The sequence below is a fragment of the Arenimonas sp. genome (assembly GCF_044353605.1).
Taxonomy (GTDB): Bacteria; Pseudomonadota; Gammaproteobacteria; order Xanthomonadales; family Xanthomonadaceae; genus Arenimonas.
The window spans coordinates 40469-60270 of the sequence record NZ_JBILBO010000004.1 but is presented as its reverse complement, the minus strand read 5'-3'; the positions used below and the strand labels follow the sequence as shown (position 1 = coordinate 60270).

Below are 19802 nucleotides of genomic sequence, written 5' to 3'. Positions count from 1 at the left end.
AAAGATCAGTTTCGGCACCGTGCATGTCTAGAAAATGGTCTAGAAAACGCCTTCCAGCTCGACCGCGAGCTCGCGGCGGCAGACCTCGCCGTGCAGATACACGATGTTTTCCGGCGGCAGGCCGCTGGCCTCGAACACCGTGCGCACCGCATGCAGGTTAAGCGGGTCACGGATGTAGACACGCAAGGCCCGGCACTGGCCGAAGGTAAACGGCACGCCTCCATGCTTTTCACCTTCGTCGAGCAGGGCGCGTAGATTGCGCAGGCTTTCACGGCACTGTTCGGCCACATCACCGACATGCATCGAAGCATGGCCGACGATGCTGGCGGTACCGGATGCGAGCAGCAGCGGATGTTCGCTGCCGGCTTCGAGCAGAGCGCCGCGCGAGAAGCCCGGCGAGACCTTGCCGTACTGACGCGGGTACTGCCAGGCCGGAGTCTGCCGCGGATTTTCCAGAGCCATGGCGGGGCGGTTGGCGCACAGTGCGATGACATGCAGGCCGTCTTGGCGGGACGCGCCGATGGCGGTGGCTGCCGGCGGCGGATTGTTGAATTCGGCATCGACCGCCTGCGCCCGTCCGACACAGAACTGGCGGTAGCGCTCTGCGTCTTCATCGCCGAGATTGATGTCGCCGAAATAATTCCAGATGCGGATCAGAAACGGATGCGCCGAACTGCGGACTTGACTCAGCAATTCGGCATAGGCCGCGCGGGTGTCCGACACCAGGTCATCGCCTTCCTGTACATGCAGGGCAGTGAAGGCGTAATCCGGGCCCATGTGCCAGCATTCGGCCGCGGTGTTGCCGGCCAGAAAGGTGCAGGGCAAAGCGCCATCGCCGCGGAAGCGGAACGGCATCGCCTGGGCGCAGTCGTCACTGAAATGGATATCGGGCAGAATAATCGGCAAGCTCATCCTGTTCATTATAAGCCCTCGGGCGCGGTATCATGGCCGCAGACAATCACCGGTCCGAGCAATGAACCCTTTCGACACCGTCAGCGCCTATTTACAATCCCTGCAGGACCGCATCTGCGCCGCTCTGGAAACCAGCGACGGAAGCGGCCACTTCGCCGAAGACCGCTGGCAGCGGCCGGAAGGTGGTGGCGGCCGCTCGCGGGTGCTGAAAGCCGGCGCGGTATTCGAACAGGCCGGCGTCGGTTATTCGGAAGTGTCCGGCAATACCCTACCCGCATCGGCCACCGCACATCGGCCGGAATTGGCTGGCGCGCCGTGGAAAGCGGTCGGCGTCTCGTTGGTCATCCATCCGGAAAATCCGTATGTGCCGACCTCGCACGCCAATGTGCGTTTCTTCCAGGCCACACCCGAAGGCCGTGACCCAATCTGGTGGTTCGGCGGCGGTTTCGATCTTACTCCGTTCTATCCATTCGATGACGATGTTCGCCACTGGCACACGGTGGCGCATGATTTGTGTGTGCCGTTCGGCCCGAGTCGTTATGCCGAACACAAAGCCTGGTGCGATAAATATTTCTTTCTGAAACACCGCAATGAAACCCGCGGTGTCGGCGGCCTGTTCTTCGACGACTTCAATGCCGACGGCTTCGAAAAAAGTTTCGATTATCTGCGCGCGGTCGGTGACGGTTTCATCGATGCCTATATTCCGATCGTGGAGCGCCGCAAAAACACGCCCTACGGCGAACGCGAACGCGAATTCCAGCTGTACCGGCGCGGGCGCTATGTGGAATTCAACCTGGTGTGGGATCGCGGCACACTGTTCGGCCTGCAAAGCGGTGGCCGTACCGAAAGTATTTTGATGAGCCTGCCACCGCGCGTGCGTTTCGAATATCAATACACGCCGAAAGCGGGAAGTGCCGAGGCGAAACTCAATGACTATTTGGTGCCGAGGGAGTGGTTTGATTAATCCCCCTGCGCTTCGCGCCTTCCCCCTTTTTTAAAAGGGGGATCGAGGGGGATTTACAGCGCATCCCCATCCAGCTCACCGGTACGGATGCGCACCACGCGCTCGAGTTCGTACACGAAGATCTTGCCGTCACCGATTTTTCCGCTGTTGGCGGAAGACTGGATGGCTTCCACCACGCGTTCGAGCTGGTCGGAGGCGACTGCCACTTCGAGTTTGATCTTGGGCAGGAAATCGACCACGTATTCGGCGCCGCGGTAAAGCTCGGTGTGGCCTTTCTGGCGCCCGAACCCCTTCACTTCCGTCACCGTCACGCCGGTCACGCCGACCTCGCTGAGTGCTTCGCGCACATCATCGAGTTTGAACGGCTTGATGATAGCCATCACCATTTTCATAGGAATCTCCTGATTTATCTTCAGCATAGCGAAAATCCCGCGAAACCGGTGGGCTTTCCCACCGAATTATAGGAAAATAACTTGGCGTTTCGGCAGAACGGATGACAGACCCGCCCGGGTCCGGCCGGCACACTGAGCGAAACCCACACGGAGCACCACCCATGATTGATCTCGCTGCCATTGATGATTTGGCCCGCCGCCTCAGCAACCTGGTGCCGCCCGGCATGCAGCAGGCCCGGGAAGACCTCGAACAGAACATCAAAGCCACGCTGCAGATGAGTCTGTCCAAGCTCGATCTGGTCACCCGCGAGGAATTCGACGTGCAGCGTGCGGTGCTCTTGCGCACCCGCGAAAAGATGGACGCGCTCGAACGCACCATCGAACAATTGGAAGCCCGCCTGCGTTCGCAGGACGGCGCCGAATAATCCATCCCCACGGGGGTTGTCATGTCTCTTGCGCTGGTTCACAGCCGGGCTAAATCCGGCGTGCAGGCACCGGCTGTGCGCGTGGAAGTCTATCTCGCCGCCGGCTTGCCCGTTCTCAATATGGTCGGTCTGCCGGAAGCGGCGGTGCGCGAAAGCCGCGACCGCGTCCGTGCCGCCATCTCCTGTGCGCAGTTGGAGTTTCCCAACCGGCGCATCACCGTCAATCTGGCACCGGCCGATCTGCCCAAAGACGGCGGCCGTTTCGATCTGCCGCTCGCACTCGGTATTCTGGCAGCCAACGGCGCGATCGATCCTCAGGCGCTGAACGAGTATGAATTCATCGGCGAACTGGCGCTGACCGGCGAACTGCGTGCCATCGATGGCGTATTGCCGGCCGCACTCGCTGCCAAACAGGCCGGACGCCGGATGATCGTGCCGCTCGGCAATGCCGCCGAAGCCGGCTTGGCGCGTGCCGAGCACCTGTACACGGCGCGTACGCTGATGGAGGTGGTGCATCATCTGCGCGGTGAACGGCCGTTGCCGAAAGCCGCAGGCGCTTTCGATTTCATCGACGCACCGATGCCGGACATGGCCGACGTCCGCGGCCAGCACAGTGCCCGCAGGGCCATGGAAATCGCGGCGGCCGGCGGCCACCATATGTTGCTGATCGGCTCACCCGGCTGCGGCAAAACACTCTTGGCCTCGCGTCTGCCGGGCATTCTGCCGCCGGCATCGGACGAAGAAGCGATTGAGAGCGCGGCCATCGCCTCGGTGTCCGGCAAAGGTCTCGATCTGACCCGCTTCCGGCAACGCCCGTTCCGCAGCCCGCACCATACATCGAGTGCGGTAGCGCTGGCCGGAGGCGGCACCCAACCCAAGCCCGGTGAAATCTCGCTCGCACATCAAGGCGTGCTGTTCCTCGATGAGTTGGCCGAGTGGGACCGCAAAAGCCTGGAAGTATTGCGGCAACCCTTGGAATCCGGCACGGTCAGCATCTCGCGGGCCGCCACCAGCGCAGACTTTCCGGCGCGCTTCCAGCTGGTCGCGGCCATGAATCCCTGCCCCTGCGGCTGGTTCGGCGACAGCTCGGGCCGCTGCCGCTGCAGCCCGGACGCCATCGAACGCTATCGCGGCAAGCTCTCCGGCCCTCTGCTCGACCGCATTGACATCCACTTGGCGATGACGCGCCTGAGCCACGAAGAGCTGCATCTGAACGCGCCCTTGGGTGAACCCAGTTCCACCATCCGTCAGCGAGTGATTGCGGCCCGCGCCCTGCAGATGCAACGCAGTGGCGTGTGCAATGCGCATCTGTCTCAGGCCGATCTGAAAACACACTGCCAACTGGATTCAGGCAATCAGGAGCTGCTCGACAAAGCCATGAATGCACTCCAGCTGTCGGCACGGGCGACCTATCGGATTCTGCGGGTGGCCCGCACCATCGCTGACCTGGCCGGCAGCACGGCCATCGAAACACCGCATCTGGCCGAAGCCATCCAGTATCGGCAACTGGACCGGGCATTGGCCGTTCCGAAGCGGCGGCCCTGACCGGAAGCCCTTCTATTGACTGGAAATTCCATGGAATTTGGCTAGAATAGTCTGATGAATAAGAATCATTCCCCTTTTGCCGCCGATGCCATGGTTGCCCAGTCGGAAGCCGCCGCCGAACTGTTGAAAGCCATCGCCAACGCGCAACGGTTGCGCATCCTGTGCATGCTGATCGAAGGCGAGATGAATGTGTCGCAGCTGAACCAGCGACTGGCCCTCAGTCAATCCGCGCTGTCGCAACATCTGGCAGTGCTGCGTGAAAAAAATCTGGTCAGTTACCGGAAAAATGCGCAAACTGTCATTTACCGCGTTGCCGAAGGGCCGGTCACGACCATCATCCAGACCCTTCACGACGTGTATTGTCCGCCCAAATAAATCCGCCACCTGGACATCATGTGATACCGAAATTTCTCAAAAGGATGTTCGCCATGCCGCTATCCGTCCCGGTAAAAGAAGCCGCTGAACGCCATCAGAATGGCGCCACGCTGGTCGATGTGCGGGAGATCGATGAGTTCGAAGCGGTGTCGGCACCCGGTGCCATCAACGTACCGCTTTCGCTGATCCAAAAGCATGGCAAAAAGGCGTTTACCAAAGCCGGTGTCGATCCCGATACGGACGGCCTGCTGGTCATCTGCCGCAGCGGCGGCCGTAGCGCCATGGCCTGCCAGATGCTCGGCGCCCATGCCATCAATGTCGATGGCGGCATGCTGGCTTGGGTCACTGCAGGGCTGCCGACTTCCTGATGACGCATGCGCACGGCACGTGTCTGTGCGGCGCATTGACGTTTTCCGCCGCAATGCCCACGCTGTGGGTTGCACACTGCCACTGCACGCTTTGCCAAAAAAACGCCGGCGCCGCTTTCGTCACTTGGGCCGGATTTTCCGAAGCGGATGTCACCATCGGCGATGACGCGGGCGTATTGCGCTGGTACAGCGCTACCGAAAACGCTTACCGCGGCTTCTGCGAAAACTGCGGAACGACGGTATTCTTCAAATCGGCGCGTTGGCCCGGAGAGCTGCACATCACGGTCGTCAATTTCTCCGAGGCGCTCGACCGTGAACCCCAGGCACACGTGAACTGGGAAACGCACCAACCTTGGTTGCATCTCGACGACGGCCTTCCTCGTCAGCAGGCATGAAAAAAGGGATGGCCGAAGCCATCCCTTTTTTTGGTACCGCAAAAGCCTTATTTCTTGGCCATCGACTTCTTGATGAAGCCGACGATGGCCAGCAGGATCGCGCCACCGGCTCCGCCGCCGACGATGTTGCCAATCATGCCTTCGAGCTGGCCGGATGCTGCCATCGAGCCGAGCAGGCCGCCGATGGCACCAACCACCGAATTGCCGGTATTGCCGAGCGACAGGTTTTTCAAGGCGGCGCCGGCGGCATTGCCGCCGACCGCGCCACTGACCAGCTGGATAATCATCGGAAGTAAACTTTCCATACCCTCTCCTCAATATTGTTGGATTTGTAATTTACGGAAGTTCAAACGACTACGGTACTACTCACCCAGTGCTTTACTGGGCAATCGGCACCAAGGTGATTTCCACCCGGCGATTGTTGGCACGTCCGGCATCGGTGTCGTTGGTATCCACCGGCTGGGTTTCGCCCCGACCCGAGACCACCAATCGCTGCGCGGCGACGCCGTGCGACTGCAGATAACCGGCCACACTGCGGGCACGGCGCTCCGACAGGGCCTGATTGGCGGCTTCACTGCCGATGCTGTCGGTATGTCCGACGACATTGACCGTGGTCTGGTTGTATTCACTCAGGGTTGCCGCGACCTTATCGAGCACCGGATAGAACTGGGCGTTGACATCCGAACTGTTGAAGCCGAAGGTGATGCCGCTGGGCATGTCGAGCGTGATGTTGTCGCCTTCGCGGACGACATCGACACCGGTTCCCTGCAGCTGCTTGCGCAACGCGGCTTCCTGCTTGTCCTGATAATGACCGACACCGGCACCGACGCCGGCACCGATGGCGGCACCGACCATGGCATGCTGACGGCGCTCGGTGGCGCTGTCGCCGGTCAACAGGCCGGCTGCCGTACCGATGGCGGCACCGATGGCCGCTTTCTGTTTGGCCTTGGCATTCGGATCGTCCGGGCTGGTGGCGCAACCGGCAACGAAAGCGGTCAGCGATGCGGTGATGAGTAGATGTTTGATTTTCATAATGTGGTCCTTGGAAACAATGATGGGCTTGCGCGGCCTGCTTACCCTGCGTACACAGAGCCTGTTGCCATTGAAACAGAATCCTCAGCGCGAATTGTGAATAATTTGTAATGCGTAAAACGGATAAACGCCGGCAAAGTCCGGCGTTTATCAGGGCATGCTAAACAGGGTTTCAGGCGGCCTGGGTGAACTGCTCTTCTTCGGTCGATCCTTTCAGGGCGGTGGTGGAACTGGTGCCGGCCTGGATGGTCTGGGTCACCGTATCGAAATAGCCGGTACCGACCTCGCGCTGATGCTTGACCGCGGTGAAGCCGCGGTCGGCTGCGGCGAACTCGCGCTCCTGCAGCTCAACGAAAGCGCTCATCTGACGGCGGGCATAGCCATGTGCCAGATCGAACATGCCGTAGTTCAGGGCATGGAAACCGGCCAGTGTGATGAATTGGAACTTGTAGCCCATGGCGCCGAGTTCTTTCTGGAATTTGGCGATGGTGGCATCGTCGAGATTCTTCTTCCAGTTGAAACTCGGCGAGCAGTTGTAGGCCAGCAGCTTGCCCGGATATTTGGCATGGATGGCTTCGGCAAATTGACGCGCAAACTCCAGATCAGGTTTGCCGGTTTCACACCAGACCAGATCGGCATAGGGCGCATAGGCCAGACCGCGGGAGATGGCTTGATCAATGCCCGGACGGGTTTTGTAGAATCCTTCAACGGTACGCTCGCCGGTGCAGAACGGTTTGTCGTTGTCATCGATGTCGGAAGTGATCAGATCGGCGGCTTCGGCATCGGTGCGCGCGACCAGAATCGTTGGCACGCCCATGACATCGGCAGCCAAACGTGCGGCGATGAGTTTCTGCACGGCTTCCTGGGTCGGTACCAGCACCTTGCCGCCCATGTGCCCGCATTTTTTCACCGAAGCCAACTGGTCTTCGAAATGCACGCCGGCGGCACCGGCCTCGATCATCGCTTTCATCAATTCGAAAGCGTTCAGCACACCGCCGAAGCCGGCTTCGGCGTCAGCCACAATGGGCTGCAGCCAATCGATATCATCCTTGCCTTCGGCATGGTGCAGTTGGTCGGCGCGCAGCAGGGTGTTGTTGATGCGTTTGACCACCAGCGGTACCGAGTTGGCCGGATACAAGGATTGATCGGGATACATTTCACCGGCGACATTGGCGTCAGCCGCCACCTGCCAGCCCGAGAGGTAAATGGCTTTCAGCCCGGCCTTGACCTGTTGCATGGCCTGATTGCCGGTCATCGCGCCGAGCGCGTTGACGAACTCGGTACTGTTGAGGCTGTTCCAGAGTTTGCCGGCACCGAGTCGCGCCAGACTGTGATCGATGGCGACTGTGCCGCGCAGACGCACCACTTCCTCGGCGCTGTAGCCGCGGGTGATTCCGGCCCAACGGGCGTCGGTTTGCCAGTGCTGTTTCAGTTGTTCGGTGCTGAGGGTCTGTGTGTTCATGGTGGCTCTCCTGGGGGAATGAAGGGGGGAATTAAAGACGGTCATACGCGGGAAGGGTGAGGAAATCGGCGAGTTCGGGTGATCGCACCAGGGACTCCAGCAGAGCGATGGCCTCATCGACCCGCTCGTGTCCGACCACGGCCTCTCGGTGCAATCGATTCGGCAGCGCCAGCAGCGCAGCATCGAATTGCGCCCAGCACAGGCGCGTGCCGTCACTGAGATGAAGGTCCTGTTTATTCAACCAGAGCCAGAGCTGGCTTCGGCAGATTTCAGCCGTTGCGGCATCTTCCATCAGGCCATGGATGGCCACGCAGCCGGCACCCGAAAGCCAGGCCGCGAGATAACGCACGCAGACTTCTACGGTGTCGTTGAATCCTTCCGGCGTGATGCTGCCATGACAGGGCTTGAGCAGATCACTCGCACCGATATCGGCCACGGGTAGAACCTGCAATTGATTCGGGCCCGGCATGACGGCATCGAATGCGCCGCGGGCGATGGGAATCAATCCCGGATGTGCGACCCAGGTGCCGTCATGGCCGAGCGCTGCTTCGCGTTGTTTGTCAGCGCGCACTTTCGCCAGCGCGCTTTCATTGGCGGCCGCATCGTGGCGGTTCGGAATCTGCGCCGCCATGCCGCCCATGGCCAGAATGCCGCGACGGTGGCAGGTTTGAATCAGGCGCGTGGCATAGCTGTTGAGGAAGGGCGTCGCCATGGTGATCTGGCTGCGCTCGGGCAACATGAAACCGGGCAGCCCGTACAGGGTTTTGATCGCCGAGAAGATGTAATCCCAGCGGCCGCAGTTCAGGCCAGCGATGCGTGTGCGCAGGGCATGGATGATTTCATCCATCTGGAAGGCGGCTGGCAGGGTTTCGATCAAGACAGTGACTTTGATCTGCCCCGCGGGCAAGCGAAGGGTGTTTTCGATTGAGGACAGCACCGCATCGATCCACTGCGCCTCTGCATACGATTGCAGTTTCGGAATGTAAAAAAACGGTCCGCGTTGCTGAGCAGCCAACACCCTGGCGTTATGGAACGCGAACAGGCCCAGATCGAACAGAAGGCCGGACATTGGTTCTCCGTCGATACGCAAGTGACGTTCCGGCAAATGCAGGCCGCGCGGCCGCACCATGAGCACGGTGCGTCGTTCCGGTTTCAGGCGATAGACCGGAGATTCCGAGTCCCCAGCACTGAACTGCAGGGTGCCCCGTACGGCAGCGTGCAACACCTGTTGCCCGGCGAGCACATTGCGCCACGTCGGGGCGGTCGAGTCCTCGAAGTCGGCCATGAACACTTCAGCCTCGGAATTGAGGGCGTTGATTACGGTCTTGGCATCGACCGGCCCGGTGATTTCCACCCGGCGGTTCAGCAAAATTTCCGGTAACGGCGCGGTCCGCCATTCAGAGTCACGCAGGTTTGCGGTATCCTCGTTGAAATGTGGCGCCACGGTTTCTTGCTGTGCGCGCGCGGTCAAAAGCTGCTGACGGGCGGGTTCGAAACGGGCATGCAGCTCCCCCAGAAAATCCAAGGCACCCTCTGTCAACACGCCGGTGCCGGCCAATTCCGGAAGCAGGTCATGGTCGATGCGGGGCAGGCTTGCAGGGGAGTGTTTTTGGGCGAGGGTCATGGCGATCTCCTTTGCCAAGACCGTAGACCTCCGGCAAATATTTGACAAACTAAATATTTCAATAAATAATATTAACAATTGTTATAGTTATGGAAATTACGGGGAAAATCATGACGAAAGCGCCGAAGAAAAAAGCCCAGCCCCGCTTTTACTACAAGGGTGATCGCCTCAAACCGCTGCGCGCCTTCTGCCAAACCGCCCGTCTGGGCTCGGTTTCGCGCGCGGCGGAATCCCTCTTTCTCAGCCAACCCGCGGTCACCCTGCAATTGCAGGCCTTGGAGCGCGAGTTCGGCACCCGTCTGTTCGAGCGCTTCGGCCGTCGCTGGACCCTGACCCAGGAGGGCGGCGCCCTGTATGATCTGGCGCGCCCGCTGGTGGAGGGCCTGGACCGGATCGACAAGGATTTTCACGAGAAAGTCGGCAACCAGGAAACTGCCGAGTTGCATATTGCCGCCGGGAGTTCGACGATTTTGTACCTTCTTCCTGAAATTGTGTCTAAATTCAGGGAAAAACACCCTAAAGTGCAGTTATTTCTGCATAACGTGACAGGCCAAGATGGCCTCGGATTGCTTCGCAATGACGGCTGCGACCTGGCCGTCGGATCCGTCTTGGACGTTCCCGGCGATCTGGTTTACAACCCCGCCTACAGCTTCGACCCGATGCTGATCATGGCCAAAGACCACCCCCTAGCCAAAAAAGACAATATCAAGCTTGCCGACCTGTCGCCCTATGGCCTGATTCTGCCGCCCAAGCGTTTGAGCACCTGGCGCTTGGTGGATCTGGTATTCCAGAAAAACCGCGTGCCGTATACGGTGGCGCTGGAGGTGGGCGGCTGGGAGGTGATCAAGCAATACGTGGCCATGGGCCTGGGCATTTCCATCGTCACCGGCATCTGTCTGAATGCACAGGACCAGGAGCGCCTGGTGGCGCGCAACATGAAGGAATATTTTCCCTCGCGCAGTTACGGTGTGGTCATGCGTAAGGGCAAGTTATTGTCACCGGCAGCGCAGGCTTTTGCGGAACTGGTCAAGCCAGGCACGATTCCGGCCCGCGGCTATTTCGAAACCGGGCACTCGGAACGCTGAGGTTTATTTTTCGGGCGCACACACCGGGTCACGCCCGAGCATTTTATCCATGCGGCTCTGCGGCTCACAAACCGGTGCGGGCGCCGGTTTCGGGCGCTTGGCTTCCTGCGCCGCCAATTGTGTTTTCTGCCATTCGGCGATGCGGGCGCGAATCTGTGGCAGTGCCGCCTGCGCCGCACGCTCGCCCTCCAAAATGGCCTGATGCCGTTGCTCGAATTCCGCCGGCCCGATGGCGGCAACACGCGGCCGGATGATAACCTCGGCACGCGCAAGTTCCTGCTCACCCAGCTTCTGACCCATGATTGCCACCGATTGATTGACGATGCCGAGCATGCCGTCCGGCGTCTTGCCATTGGCTTTGCTGGAGATATCGACGGCAATGACCACATCGGCACCGAGCTGGCGCGCGGCATCCACCGGCACCGGACTCACCACGCCGCCATCGACATAGGTTTTGCCGCCGATTTTGACCGGCTCGAACACGCCGGGAATGCTACTGGAGGCACGCACGGCCTGACCGGCGTTGCCGCGGTTGAATACCGTGCGCTGGCCGGTCTCCAGTTGCGTCGCCACCGCCGCGAAGGGTTTCGGAAGGCGCTCGATCGGCTTGCCCCCGATCTGGCCGTTCACGTAATCCTGGAGCTTCTGACCTTTGACCACGCCCCCGGAAAACAGACTGACATCGCGGATCTGGGATTCATCAAGCGCCACCGCGCGTTGTTGCAGACGGTAGGGATCCATGCCGCTGGCATACAGCACGCCGACCACGCTGCCGGCACTGGTGCCGGCTACCACTGTTGGCGTGATGCCATTGGCTTCCAGCATCTTGATGACGCCGATGTGGGCAAAGCCCTTGGCGGCGCCACCACCGAGGGCGAGCCCGATGCGGGGTTTCGGCAAGGGCGCCGGCTTCGGTGCCGTGACAACAGTGGCTGGTTCCGCTTTCGGCGGCGGCGTGCTGCTGCAGGCGGCCAAGAGCGCAAGTAGCACCGTCGCGGCGACACCGTGGGGGCGGAAGACGAATAGGGACATGCGCCGGAGTGTAGCACGCAGGCCGGTGCCATCTTTTCCCCAAACACGGGCGGCGGGCGTAAAATACAGCATCCATTCATCCAGAATCCCCGCCATGACCACTGATGCCCCGCCAGACCGTCTCGCCCTCGACAACCGTAGCCCTTATTTCAACGAGGCCGCGCTCGACCGCGGAATCGGCATACGCTTTAAAGGCGTGGAATACACCAATGTCGCGGAGTACTGCGTGTCGGAAGGCTGGATCCGGCTTCCGGTCGGCAAATCGCTCGATCGTCGCGGCAATGCGATGACCTTCAAACACATCGGCCCGGTGGAAGTCTGGTATCTGACCTGAGTGTGACGGCTTACTGAAAAAAACCGCCCTTCCGGGCGGTATTTTTTTGCGTCATCGGATTACTTCTGTTTGTCTATCCATTGCTGGACGCGGCGTTCAAGCAGGGCCATCGGCATGCTGCCGCCGGTCAACACCACGTCATGAAAAGCCTTCAGATCGAATTTCGGGCCGAGTTGCTTTTTGGCGCTCTCGCGCAGATCGAGAATTTTATTCATGCCGACCTTGTAGGCCAGCGCCTGTCCGGGCATCACCAGATAGCGTTCGATTTCAGCAACGACGTCGGTTTCCGGCATGCCGGTTTTTTCCAGCATGTAGGCAATGGCCTGTTCGCGGGTCCAGCGCTTTTCATGCATGCCGGTATCCACAACCAAACGCACGGCACGGAACATTTCCGCCTGCAGACGGCCGAGATTATCGAGCGGTGCTTTTTGGAAGCCGGCCTCCCAGGCCAAGCGCTCGGAATACAGGGCCCAGCCTTCGGCATAGGCTGTAAACGGCAGCACCTTGCGGAAAATCGGCACGCCGGACAGCTCCTGCTGGATGGCGATCTGGAAATGGTGTCCGGGAATGCCTTCATGATAGGCCAGCGTGCGCATTCCGAATTTGGCGACTTCACCGGTGTTGCGCAGGTTGATGTAGAAAACGCCGGGCCGCGAACCGTCGAACGCCGGCGGGTTGTAGTAGGCCCCGGGCGCGGTGGCTTCACGGAATGCCGGAACGCGTTCGACCTTGACACCGGATTTCGGACGCACGTTGAAATACGGTGTCAGTCCCTTATCGATGTCGTCAATGATGGTTTGGAAATCATCGATGATCTGCTGACGGCCGGCATCGGTATTGGCATAAAGCTGGTCGGGGCGCTTGGAGATGCCCTGCACGCGCGCGCCGACCGAACCCAGTGTCAGGCCTTCCGCCTGCAGGATGGTTTCCATTTCCGCTTCAATCCGCGCCACTTCGGAAAGACCGAGCTGATGCACTTCATCCGGCGTCATATCGGTGGTGGTATGCATCTTTACGGCATAGGCATAAAACGCCTTGCCATCCGGCAGCGCCCAAACGCCGTTATTGCCCGTGGTTTTCGGCAGCAACTGTTCATAATAGGCAATGAATTTGCCATACGCCGGATACACTTTGTCACGGATGGCGACTTCGGTTTCCGCCAGTATGGCTTTGCGCTGACCGGCGCTGATGGCTTTTTCTCCGGCCTTGTCGATTTTTTCGACCAACGAGGTATACAGGATGTTCTTGGACGGCTCGGCCGCCACGAACGCGCGCATTTCCTTCAAGACCTTTTCCACAACGAAGGTCGGCGGAATGATGTTTTCGCGTTCGCGCAGTAAAACGCCTTCCATAACCTGATCGACCATGACCGGGGCCTTGCCCAGACGCGCCATATAGTCTTCCGCTTCGGCCGGTGAAGCCACCGGATGCTGCGTGGCCATGAAGGTCGGGAATTCATTCTGGATGCCGAACAACTGGTTCAAGGGGTAATTGTGGTGCGCATACTTTTCGCCCTCGGCCTGCAAGGCCAGGAAATATTCGAGCATGTCGTAATTCAGGGCATCGGCTTCGTTCATGCCAGCACGGTCGTATTGGCGCAGCGTTTCCAGATCAGCGCGCAGTTTGTCCTGCAGTTTCTTTTCCTGCGCCAGACTCTGGTCGGTCAAATCATCGCTGTACCAATCCGCCCAGCTGGGCAGCATGCGCATCGAGCTCATCATTTGCGGGTCCTGGAACCCGTACTCCATGAAGACCCGGTCATAGAACCAATTCGGTTTGAGGGGCTTGAACCAGAGCGTATGGATGAGCAGCAGGGCCAAGACGGCAAGGAGCACAAGAATTAAACGGAAAGCCCAGCGGAATGCGGTGCGCATGATATGTCCTCGGAAACAAAGACCCATCCTAGCCCCCGCATACGACCCTGTAAAGGCGCAACCGGGCTTGATAGTGGCGATGAAAAGCGCGTGGGCGGCTCAGTCTACGGCCATCAGCTTGTGTAGAAGCCTGCGGCGCTTGTTCAAAGCTGCGGCAAGATAGGAAAAGCCGGAGAGCTTCTGGAACGGCATGTGGCCACCGGGGCCATCGGCAACGCGGCTGACGTAGAGGTGCGACGGCGCGGCCAGTGCGAACAAATCGGTCAGCATGTCGCGGTTCAACTTCTCTGCCGGAATGCCCGCCGCACGGGCATGTACATGGATCGGTCGCCCGCCCAAGTCCGGCACCTCGCTCACCGTGACGATTTCAGCGCGCTTGAACGTTTTCCTCGCCAAAGCGATCACTTCGGCGTTGTCACTACACACAAGGACACGGCGACCGGCAAGCGTGCCGGCCAGTGTGCCGAAAAAATGACCGACATCGGTAACGTAATCGGTATACCGGACATGGATGGCGTCATAATCGGCGCCAAGCTCGGCAATGCGTTCGCGGATGTACTTCGCCAAATCCGGCTGCAGACGCAAACGGCGCAGGGCATCCAATGACACGGTGCCGCCGCCATGCTGATGATGCAGCAGGCACACGTGGGGATAACGGCGCCCAGCATCGAAGCTCAGTGGTTCGTGACTGACGGCATCGACAAACCCCCAGGCATGATCGCTCCAGATTTTTTCGTAATCCGCCAGCCGGCCTTTTACCGCTTCGGGAAACGTAGTGGCCGCATTCAACTGCTGCAGGCGCTCCGGGCTAAGCTGCAGTTCAGCGTGCTGGCCATCGGCAAGACGGAAGTACCTGGCGAAATCATCGCCGAAGCCGGTCACCGCAGAATCCACGATCAGCATCCGTCCGTTCGCTTCGGCATAACGCCAGCACAGTTCAATCTGGCACAGCATGTCGTTGAAGCCGCCTTCCGGGCGGCACAGCAGATAGCGTTCAGACACCGCGGTGCTTGCCCTGATACGGTGCGTACCAGGCCTTGATGGCGGCGATGTCGGCGGCCATGTCATCGCTGAGATGGAACACCCGGCCGACGCCGATGGTTTTGCTCGGATAATCGAAGTACACGCAGACCACCGGCACATCGGCTTTTTTCGCGATTTTCCAAAACCCGGTTTTCCACTGCGTGACCGCGCGGCGGGTACCCTCTGGCGCGAGCACGAACCACATGCGCTCGGCCGCAATCATCTGCTCGGCGACCTGATCGGCGATGCCGCCGGGATTGGCACGGTTGACCGGTATGCCGCCCAGCCATTTCAACAGGCTACCCAACGGCCAGAAAAACACTTCCTGCTTGCCCATGAACACGATATGCAGATCCATCGCCACTTTCGCGATCAGGCCGTGGATGGCATCCCAGGCTGAGGAATGCGGCGCGCCGACAACGACCATCTTTTTCAGATCCGGCCATTCTCCGACCATTTTCCAGCCACTGATCGACAGCAGGCGTTCGGCCAGCCGACGCAACCAGGGTGGCGTATTGGCGGGCGGGGCATTGGGTGGCAGCGGCAGTACGTTCGACATCAATCCTCGCTGGCGCCGGGCGTTTGGCGCTGCTGCTTGAGTGTGCCATGCGCCCGCTTGTTTTCCAAGCGCCGGCGCTGCGAAGAGCGCGTCGGCTTTGTGGCCACGCGCGGTTTGGGTGGTTCCAGCGCCGAACGTATCAACACAGCCAAGCGCTGGCGGGCGTCGTCGCGGTTCTGTTCCTGACTGCGGAAGCGCTGGGCCTGGATAATGATTTCCCCAGACTCGGCGATGCGCTGGTCGCGCTTTTTTGCCAGCCGTTGTTTGACCGCATCCGGCAGAGCAGCGCAGCCCCAGATGAAGAAGCGCAGCTCGATGGCGGTCGACACCTTGTTGACGTTCTGCCCGCCCGGGCCGCTGGAGCGGATGGCGCGCTCGATGATGTCCTGCTCGGGAATGACGATGCGCTCGTTGACCGCAATCATGCCGGATCCGGAATATGGAAGAATGCGCGGGCGGTGGCGGTGCTGGCAGCGGCGGTCTGTTCCGGCGTTTCACCGCGGTCACGCGCCAGTTCTTCCACGATGTGTTGCAGGTACATCGGTTCGTTGCGGCGGTGCGAGGGCATCGGCCGGACCGTGCGCGGCAGCAGATACGGCGCGTCGGTTTCGATCATCAGGCGATCGGCCGGAATGTTCTTGACGATCTCGCGCAGATGGCCACCGCGGCGCTCGTCGCATAGCCAGCCGGTAATGCCGATGTAGAAATCGGCATCGAGGCAATCGAACAGTTCTTCCCGCGTTCCGGTGAAACAATGCACCACAGCCGGGCCGATGCGGCCTTCGAATTCCTTCATCACGCCCATGAAATCGGCATGGGCATCGCGCTGGTGCAGGAATAAAGGCTTGCCGAATTCGGCCGCCAGCTCAAGCTGCTGTTCGAACGCGCGGCGCTGCGCATGGCGCGGGGCCAGATCGCGGAAATAATCCAGACCGCACTCGCCGACCGCCAGCACCTCGGGATGCGCGTGCAAGGCGCGCAGTTCAGCCAAGCCCTCGGCAGTAACTTCCAGCGCGTGATGCGGATGCACGCCGGCGGTGGCGTACAGAAATCCGGGGTGCGCCTGTGCCAATGCCAACGCTTTCGGCGAACCCTCGCGGGAGGCGCCGGTCACGAGCATCTGCGAAATGCCGGCCGCACGCGCACGCGCCAGAACCGCGTCCAGATCGTGGTCGAAGCTTTCATGGCCGAGGTTGGCGCCGATGTCGATCAATTCCATGCCGCTATTGTACCGTTGCAGGCCGCGGCAAGCGGTCCAACGAGCGCATACAATAGCCGTATGCCTGATTTCCCGATCCAGACCCTGCTGCCGGACATTCTCGATGCACTGGCGAATCACCCGCGTCTGGTGTTGGAAGCGCCGCCCGGCGCGGGTAAAACCACGCAGGTACCGCTGGCCTTGCTGAGCGCACCCTGGCGTGAGGGCCGGAAAATCCTGATGCTGGAACCGCGTCGCGTCGCGGCACGTGCGGCTGCCGGCTTCATGGCCCAGCAGGTCGGCGAGGCGGTGGGGCAACGCGTCGGTTACCGCATCCGTTTCGAATCCAAGGTTTCCGCGGCCACCGAAATTGAAGTGCTGACCGAAGGCCTGCTGACCCGGCGCATTCAGGACGATCCGATGCTGGAGGATGTGGCGGCGATTCTGTTCGATGAATTCCACGAGCGCCATCTGGCCGGCGACCTGGGCCTGGCCATGGCGCGCGACATTCAACAACAGCTGCGTCCGGATCTGCGGCTTGTGGTGATGTCGGCCACGCTCGACGGCGAGCGTTTGGCGAAACAACTCGACGCACCGCGCCTGAGCAGCGAGGGTCGCAGCTTTCCGGTCGAGACCACACACTTTCCGGCGCGCAAGGATGAAGCCTTGATTGCGCAATGCCGGCGCGCCGTGGAACAGGCCCTGCAGCAGCATCCCGGCGATGTGCTGGTGTTTCTGCCTGGACGCCGTGAAATCCAAACCCTGCAGGATGCCTTGGCGCCACTGGCCTCGGCGCAGCTGGAGGTGCTCGCGCTGCATGGCGATCTGCCGGTTGAACAGCAGAGCCGCGTTCTGCTACCGGCCGGCAACGGCATCCGGCGCGTGGTGGTGGCCAGCAATGTCGCCGAATCCAGCGTGACCTTGCCCGGCGTGCGCGTGGTGATTGATTCCGGGTTGGCGCGCGAACCGCGTTTTGATCCGAGCTCGGGCTTTAGCCGTTTGCAGACCGTGAGCATTTCGCAGGCCTCGGCTGATCAACGCAGCGGCCGCGCCGGACGCGTCAGTAGCGGATGGAGTTATCGGCTATGGCCGGCCTCGCAACGCCTGGAACCGATGCGCCGCGCCGAAATTCAGCACAGCGAGCTGAGCCCGCTGGCGCTCGAACTGGCGGCCTGGGGCGGTACGGAACTGCCTTTCGTCGACCCGCCGCCGACCGGTGCCCTGCAGGCGGGGCGTGATTTGCTGATGGCACTGGGCGCACTCGATGGCGATCGGCGCATCACCACGCTCGGCCGGCGCATGCTCGGCTTGGGCACGCATCCACGCTTGGCCGCCATGTTGCTGGCCGTGCATGACGACACCGAAAAAGCACTGGCCTGCGATCTGGCCGCGCTGATCGAAGCCCGTGATCCGCTGATCGGCACCCGCCGCGACGATTGGCAAGCACGCTGGCTGGCCTTGGCCGATTTGCGCGCACGTCGCGCGCCGCAGGGTGCCAGCAACAGCGGCCTGAAGCTGATCGATGCTGCCGCAGCGCAATGGCGTCGCCGACTGCGCTGCGAAACCTTGGCGCCGGCATCGGTGCCGGCGCATGCACTCGGCGATGTGCTGCTGCATGCGTTTCCCGACCGCATCGGCAAACAACACGAACACGACCCGCTGCGCTATGCATTGGCCAGTGGCAAGATGGCACGCATTCATGCCGACAGCGCCCTGTATGGCGAACCCTGGCTGTGCGCCAGTGAACTGAAATTCGAGGCCAAGGAAGCGCTGATTCTGCGGGCCGCGCCGCTTGATCTGCACCGTCTCGAACAGGATTTTCCGGAACGCTTCGTCAGCAGCGACAGCGTGCGCTGGGATGAACGCAGCAATGCCCTGATTGCACGCCGCGAACGTCGCTTTGATCAGATCGTGCTGTCCAGCCAGTCTGGCGGCAAAGTGGATCCCGAGCAGGCCGCCGCCGCGTTGTGCGCCTTGGTGCGCCTGAAGGGTCTGCACATCCTGCCCTGGACCGAGAAGGCGCAGCAATTCCGCCTGCGGGTCTGCCGCCTGCGCGAATGGTTGCCGGAACTGGCATTACCGGATTTAGCGGAACCGGCGCTATTGGCGACGCTGGAAGCTTGGCTGCAACCGGCGCTGCGCGGCAAATCGCGCTTGGACAGTCTGGATGCGGCGGCACTGGGCGATGCGCTGTTCGGGCTTTTCGACTGGAACACGCGCCAGCAGATCGACCGGCTGGCGCCGACGTCCTTGAAAGCGCCGTCCGGCATCGAACGCACGATTGCCTATGCCGAAGACGGTCCGCCGGTATTGGCAGTCAAACTGCAGGAACTGTTCGGTCTGGCCGAATCGCCGCGCATTGCCGACGGCCGGGTGACGGTGATGCTGCATCTGCTTTCCCCGGGCGGCAAGCCACTGCAGATCACACAGGACTTGAAGAGTTTCTGGAACAGCACCTATGCGGAAGTACGCAAGGAAATGAAAGGCCGTTACCCGCGCCATCCCTGGCCGGAAGATCCGTGGAATACACCGGCCACCCACCGCGCCAAGCCACGGGGAACCTGATCGGCTGAATGCTTTCTCGTAGTGGCCTCAACAAAAACCCGCCAATGGGCGGGTTTTTTGATTCATCCGGCTTCGCTGCGCCATTGCCCCGGCGCCAAGCCGTCAAGCCGATGCGGACCCACCGAGATGCGCACCAGGCGAAGGCAGGGCAGACCGACCGCGGCGCACATGCGGCGCACCTGCCGATTGCGACCTTCCTTGATGGTCAGTTCCAGCCAGGATTCCGGCACGCTCTTGCGGAAACGTACCGGTGGATCGCGCGGCCACAGCCAATCGGGCGCTTTTTCGAGCAGACGTGCGGTGGCTGGCTGGGTCGGTCCGTCGTTCAGCACCACGCCGGTACGCAACTGGGCCAGATGGGTTTCATCGGCCACGCCTTCAACCTGCACCAGATAGGTTTTCGGCCATTTGAATTTCGGCGAGGAAATCTGTGCGATGCGGGCACCGTCATCGGACAACAGCAACAAGCCTTCGGAGTCGATGTCGAGCCGGCCGGCGGCATACACATCTTTCGGCAAGCCGAACCCGGCGAGCGTCGGCCGCGGCGGCATGCTCTGGTCGGTGAATTGCGTCAGCACGCCGTAGGGCTTGTTGAAAGCGATTAACATAACCCAGTGTAACCGCAAAAAGAGCTGGCC

The 19802-nt window shown here is 60.9% G+C and carries 22 protein-coding genes; 9 read left to right on the top strand and 13 right to left on the bottom strand.

What is annotated here, in order from left to right:
• Positions 1-39 precede the first annotated feature (39 nt).
• Positions 40-912, bottom strand: a complete 873-nt coding sequence (locus tag ACIQ1A_RS03735; protein ID WP_395769724.1) for a pteridine-dependent deoxygenase — start codon at positions 910-912, stop codon at positions 40-42.
• A 61-nt stretch (positions 913-973) separates the two neighbouring features.
• Here ACIQ1A_RS03735 and hemF point away from each other — a divergent pair, with 61 nt between their 5' ends.
• Positions 974-1876, top strand: coding sequence for an oxygen-dependent coproporphyrinogen oxidase (gene hemF / locus ACIQ1A_RS03730; protein WP_395769723.1), 903 nt, complete (start codon positions 974-976; stop codon positions 1874-1876).
• Between the two features lie 53 nt (positions 1877-1929).
• On the opposite strand, the gene glnK is transcribed toward hemF, so the two are convergent.
• On the bottom strand, positions 1930-2268 hold the full coding sequence (gene glnK / locus ACIQ1A_RS03725) for a P-II family nitrogen regulator (RefSeq protein ID WP_395769722.1): 339 nt from the start codon (positions 2266-2268) through the stop codon (positions 1930-1932).
• A 161-nt stretch (positions 2269-2429) separates the two neighbouring features.
• Here glnK and ACIQ1A_RS03720 point away from each other — a divergent pair, with 161 nt between their 5' ends.
• Genes ACIQ1A_RS03720 through ACIQ1A_RS03700 form a run of 5 tightly spaced genes read left to right on the top strand, consistent with a single transcriptional unit; the run spans position 2430 to position 5376 of the window.
• The gene (locus tag ACIQ1A_RS03720; RefSeq protein ID WP_395769721.1) at positions 2430-2693 is read left to right on the top strand and encodes an accessory factor UbiK family protein; all 264 of its coding nucleotides are present in this window, start codon (positions 2430-2432) and stop codon (positions 2691-2693) included.
• 21 nt (positions 2694-2714) lie between these two features.
• Entirely contained in the window at positions 2715-4238 is a 1524-nt protein-coding gene (locus ACIQ1A_RS03715; protein WP_395769720.1) for a YifB family Mg chelatase-like AAA ATPase, read from the top strand.
• 54 nt (positions 4239-4292) lie between these two features.
• Positions 4293-4613, top strand: a complete 321-nt coding sequence (locus tag ACIQ1A_RS03710) for an ArsR/SmtB family transcription factor (protein ID WP_395769719.1) — start codon at positions 4293-4295, stop codon at positions 4611-4613.
• Between the two features lie 53 nt (positions 4614-4666).
• Positions 4667-4981 carry a rhodanese-like domain-containing protein gene (locus tag ACIQ1A_RS03705; protein ID WP_395769718.1) on the top strand — a complete coding sequence of 105 codons (315 nt, stop codon included), beginning with the start codon at positions 4667-4669 and terminating at the stop codon, positions 4979-4981.
• Entirely contained in the window at positions 4981-5376 is a 396-nt protein-coding gene (locus ACIQ1A_RS03700) for a GFA family protein (RefSeq protein ID WP_395769717.1), read from the top strand. The genes ACIQ1A_RS03705 and ACIQ1A_RS03700 overlap by 1 nt, the downstream gene beginning before the upstream one ends.
• A 47-nt stretch (positions 5377-5423) precedes the next feature.
• On the opposite strand, the gene ACIQ1A_RS03695 is transcribed toward ACIQ1A_RS03700, so the two are convergent.
• The 4 genes from ACIQ1A_RS03695 to aceB form a co-directional block, all read right to left on the bottom strand.
• Positions 5424-5681, bottom strand: a complete 258-nt coding sequence (locus tag ACIQ1A_RS03695) for a hypothetical protein (protein WP_395769716.1) — start codon at positions 5679-5681, stop codon at positions 5424-5426.
• A 73-nt stretch (positions 5682-5754) separates the two neighbouring features.
• The gene (locus ACIQ1A_RS03690; protein WP_395769715.1) at positions 5755-6408 is read right to left on the bottom strand and encodes an OmpA family protein; all 654 of its coding nucleotides are present in this window, start codon (positions 6406-6408) and stop codon (positions 5755-5757) included.
• A gap of 172 nt (positions 6409-6580) precedes the next feature.
• Positions 6581-7870: an isocitrate lyase gene (gene aceA / locus ACIQ1A_RS03685; RefSeq protein WP_395769714.1), complete on the bottom strand. Its 1290-nt coding sequence runs from the start codon at positions 7868-7870 to the stop codon at positions 6581-6583.
• 31 nt (positions 7871-7901) lie between these two features.
• Positions 7902-9494: a malate synthase A gene (gene aceB, locus ACIQ1A_RS03680; protein ID WP_395769713.1), complete on the bottom strand. Its 1593-nt coding sequence runs from the start codon at positions 9492-9494 to the stop codon at positions 7902-7904.
• Positions 9495-9604: 110 nt separating this feature from the next.
• Here aceB and ACIQ1A_RS03675 point away from each other — a divergent pair, with 110 nt between their 5' ends.
• On the top strand, positions 9605-10579 hold the full coding sequence (locus tag ACIQ1A_RS03675; RefSeq protein ID WP_395769712.1) for a LysR family transcriptional regulator: 975 nt from the start codon (positions 9605-9607) through the stop codon (positions 10577-10579).
• Between the two features lie 3 nt (positions 10580-10582).
• Here ACIQ1A_RS03675 and ACIQ1A_RS03670 read toward each other — a convergent pair whose 3' ends face one another.
• Positions 10583-11611: a patatin-like phospholipase family protein gene (locus ACIQ1A_RS03670; RefSeq protein ID WP_395769711.1), complete on the bottom strand. Its 1029-nt coding sequence runs from the start codon at positions 11609-11611 to the stop codon at positions 10583-10585.
• 94 nt (positions 11612-11705) lie between these two features.
• On the opposite strand from ACIQ1A_RS03670, the gene ACIQ1A_RS03665 reads away from it, so the two are divergent.
• On the top strand, positions 11706-11945 hold the full coding sequence (locus tag ACIQ1A_RS03665; RefSeq protein ID WP_395769710.1) for a DUF3297 family protein: 240 nt from the start codon (positions 11706-11708) through the stop codon (positions 11943-11945).
• A gap of 59 nt (positions 11946-12004) precedes the next feature.
• Here the strand turns inward: ACIQ1A_RS03665 and ACIQ1A_RS03660 are convergent, their stop codons facing one another.
• From ACIQ1A_RS03660 to ACIQ1A_RS03640, 5 genes are all read right to left on the bottom strand, one after another.
• Positions 12005-13819, bottom strand: a complete 1815-nt coding sequence (locus tag ACIQ1A_RS03660) for a DUF885 domain-containing protein (RefSeq protein WP_395769709.1) — start codon at positions 13817-13819, stop codon at positions 12005-12007.
• Positions 13820-13918: 99 nt separating this feature from the next.
• Entirely contained in the window at positions 13919-14821 is a 903-nt protein-coding gene (locus tag ACIQ1A_RS03655) for a hypothetical protein (RefSeq protein ID WP_395769708.1), read from the bottom strand.
• Positions 14814-15401, bottom strand: coding sequence for a 1-acyl-sn-glycerol-3-phosphate acyltransferase (locus tag ACIQ1A_RS03650; protein ID WP_395769707.1), 588 nt, complete (start codon positions 15399-15401; stop codon positions 14814-14816). The genes ACIQ1A_RS03655 and ACIQ1A_RS03650 overlap by 8 nt, the downstream gene beginning before the upstream one ends.
• Complete coding sequence (gene arfB / locus ACIQ1A_RS03645) at positions 15401-15826, bottom strand: alternative ribosome rescue aminoacyl-tRNA hydrolase ArfB (protein ID WP_395769706.1); 426 nt, start codon at positions 15824-15826, stop codon at positions 15401-15403. Before arfB ends, ACIQ1A_RS03650 begins: the two co-directional genes overlap by 1 nt.
• Positions 15823-16620: a TatD family hydrolase gene (locus ACIQ1A_RS03640; protein WP_395769705.1), complete on the bottom strand. Its 798-nt coding sequence runs from the start codon at positions 16618-16620 to the stop codon at positions 15823-15825. Before ACIQ1A_RS03640 ends, arfB begins: the two co-directional genes overlap by 4 nt.
• Positions 16621-16680: 60 nt before the next feature.
• On the opposite strand from ACIQ1A_RS03640, the gene hrpB reads away from it, so the two are divergent.
• Positions 16681-19164 carry an ATP-dependent helicase HrpB gene (gene hrpB / locus ACIQ1A_RS03635; RefSeq protein ID WP_395769704.1) on the top strand — a complete coding sequence of 828 codons (2484 nt, stop codon included), beginning with the start codon at positions 16681-16683 and terminating at the stop codon, positions 19162-19164.
• 62 nt (positions 19165-19226) lie between these two features.
• Here hrpB and ACIQ1A_RS03630 read toward each other — a convergent pair whose 3' ends face one another.
• Positions 19227-19772 (bottom strand): pseudouridine synthase, encoded by a 546-nt coding sequence (locus ACIQ1A_RS03630; RefSeq protein WP_395769703.1) that lies wholly within the window; start codon positions 19770-19772, stop codon positions 19227-19229.
• Between the last annotated feature and the right edge of the window lie 30 nt (positions 19773-19802).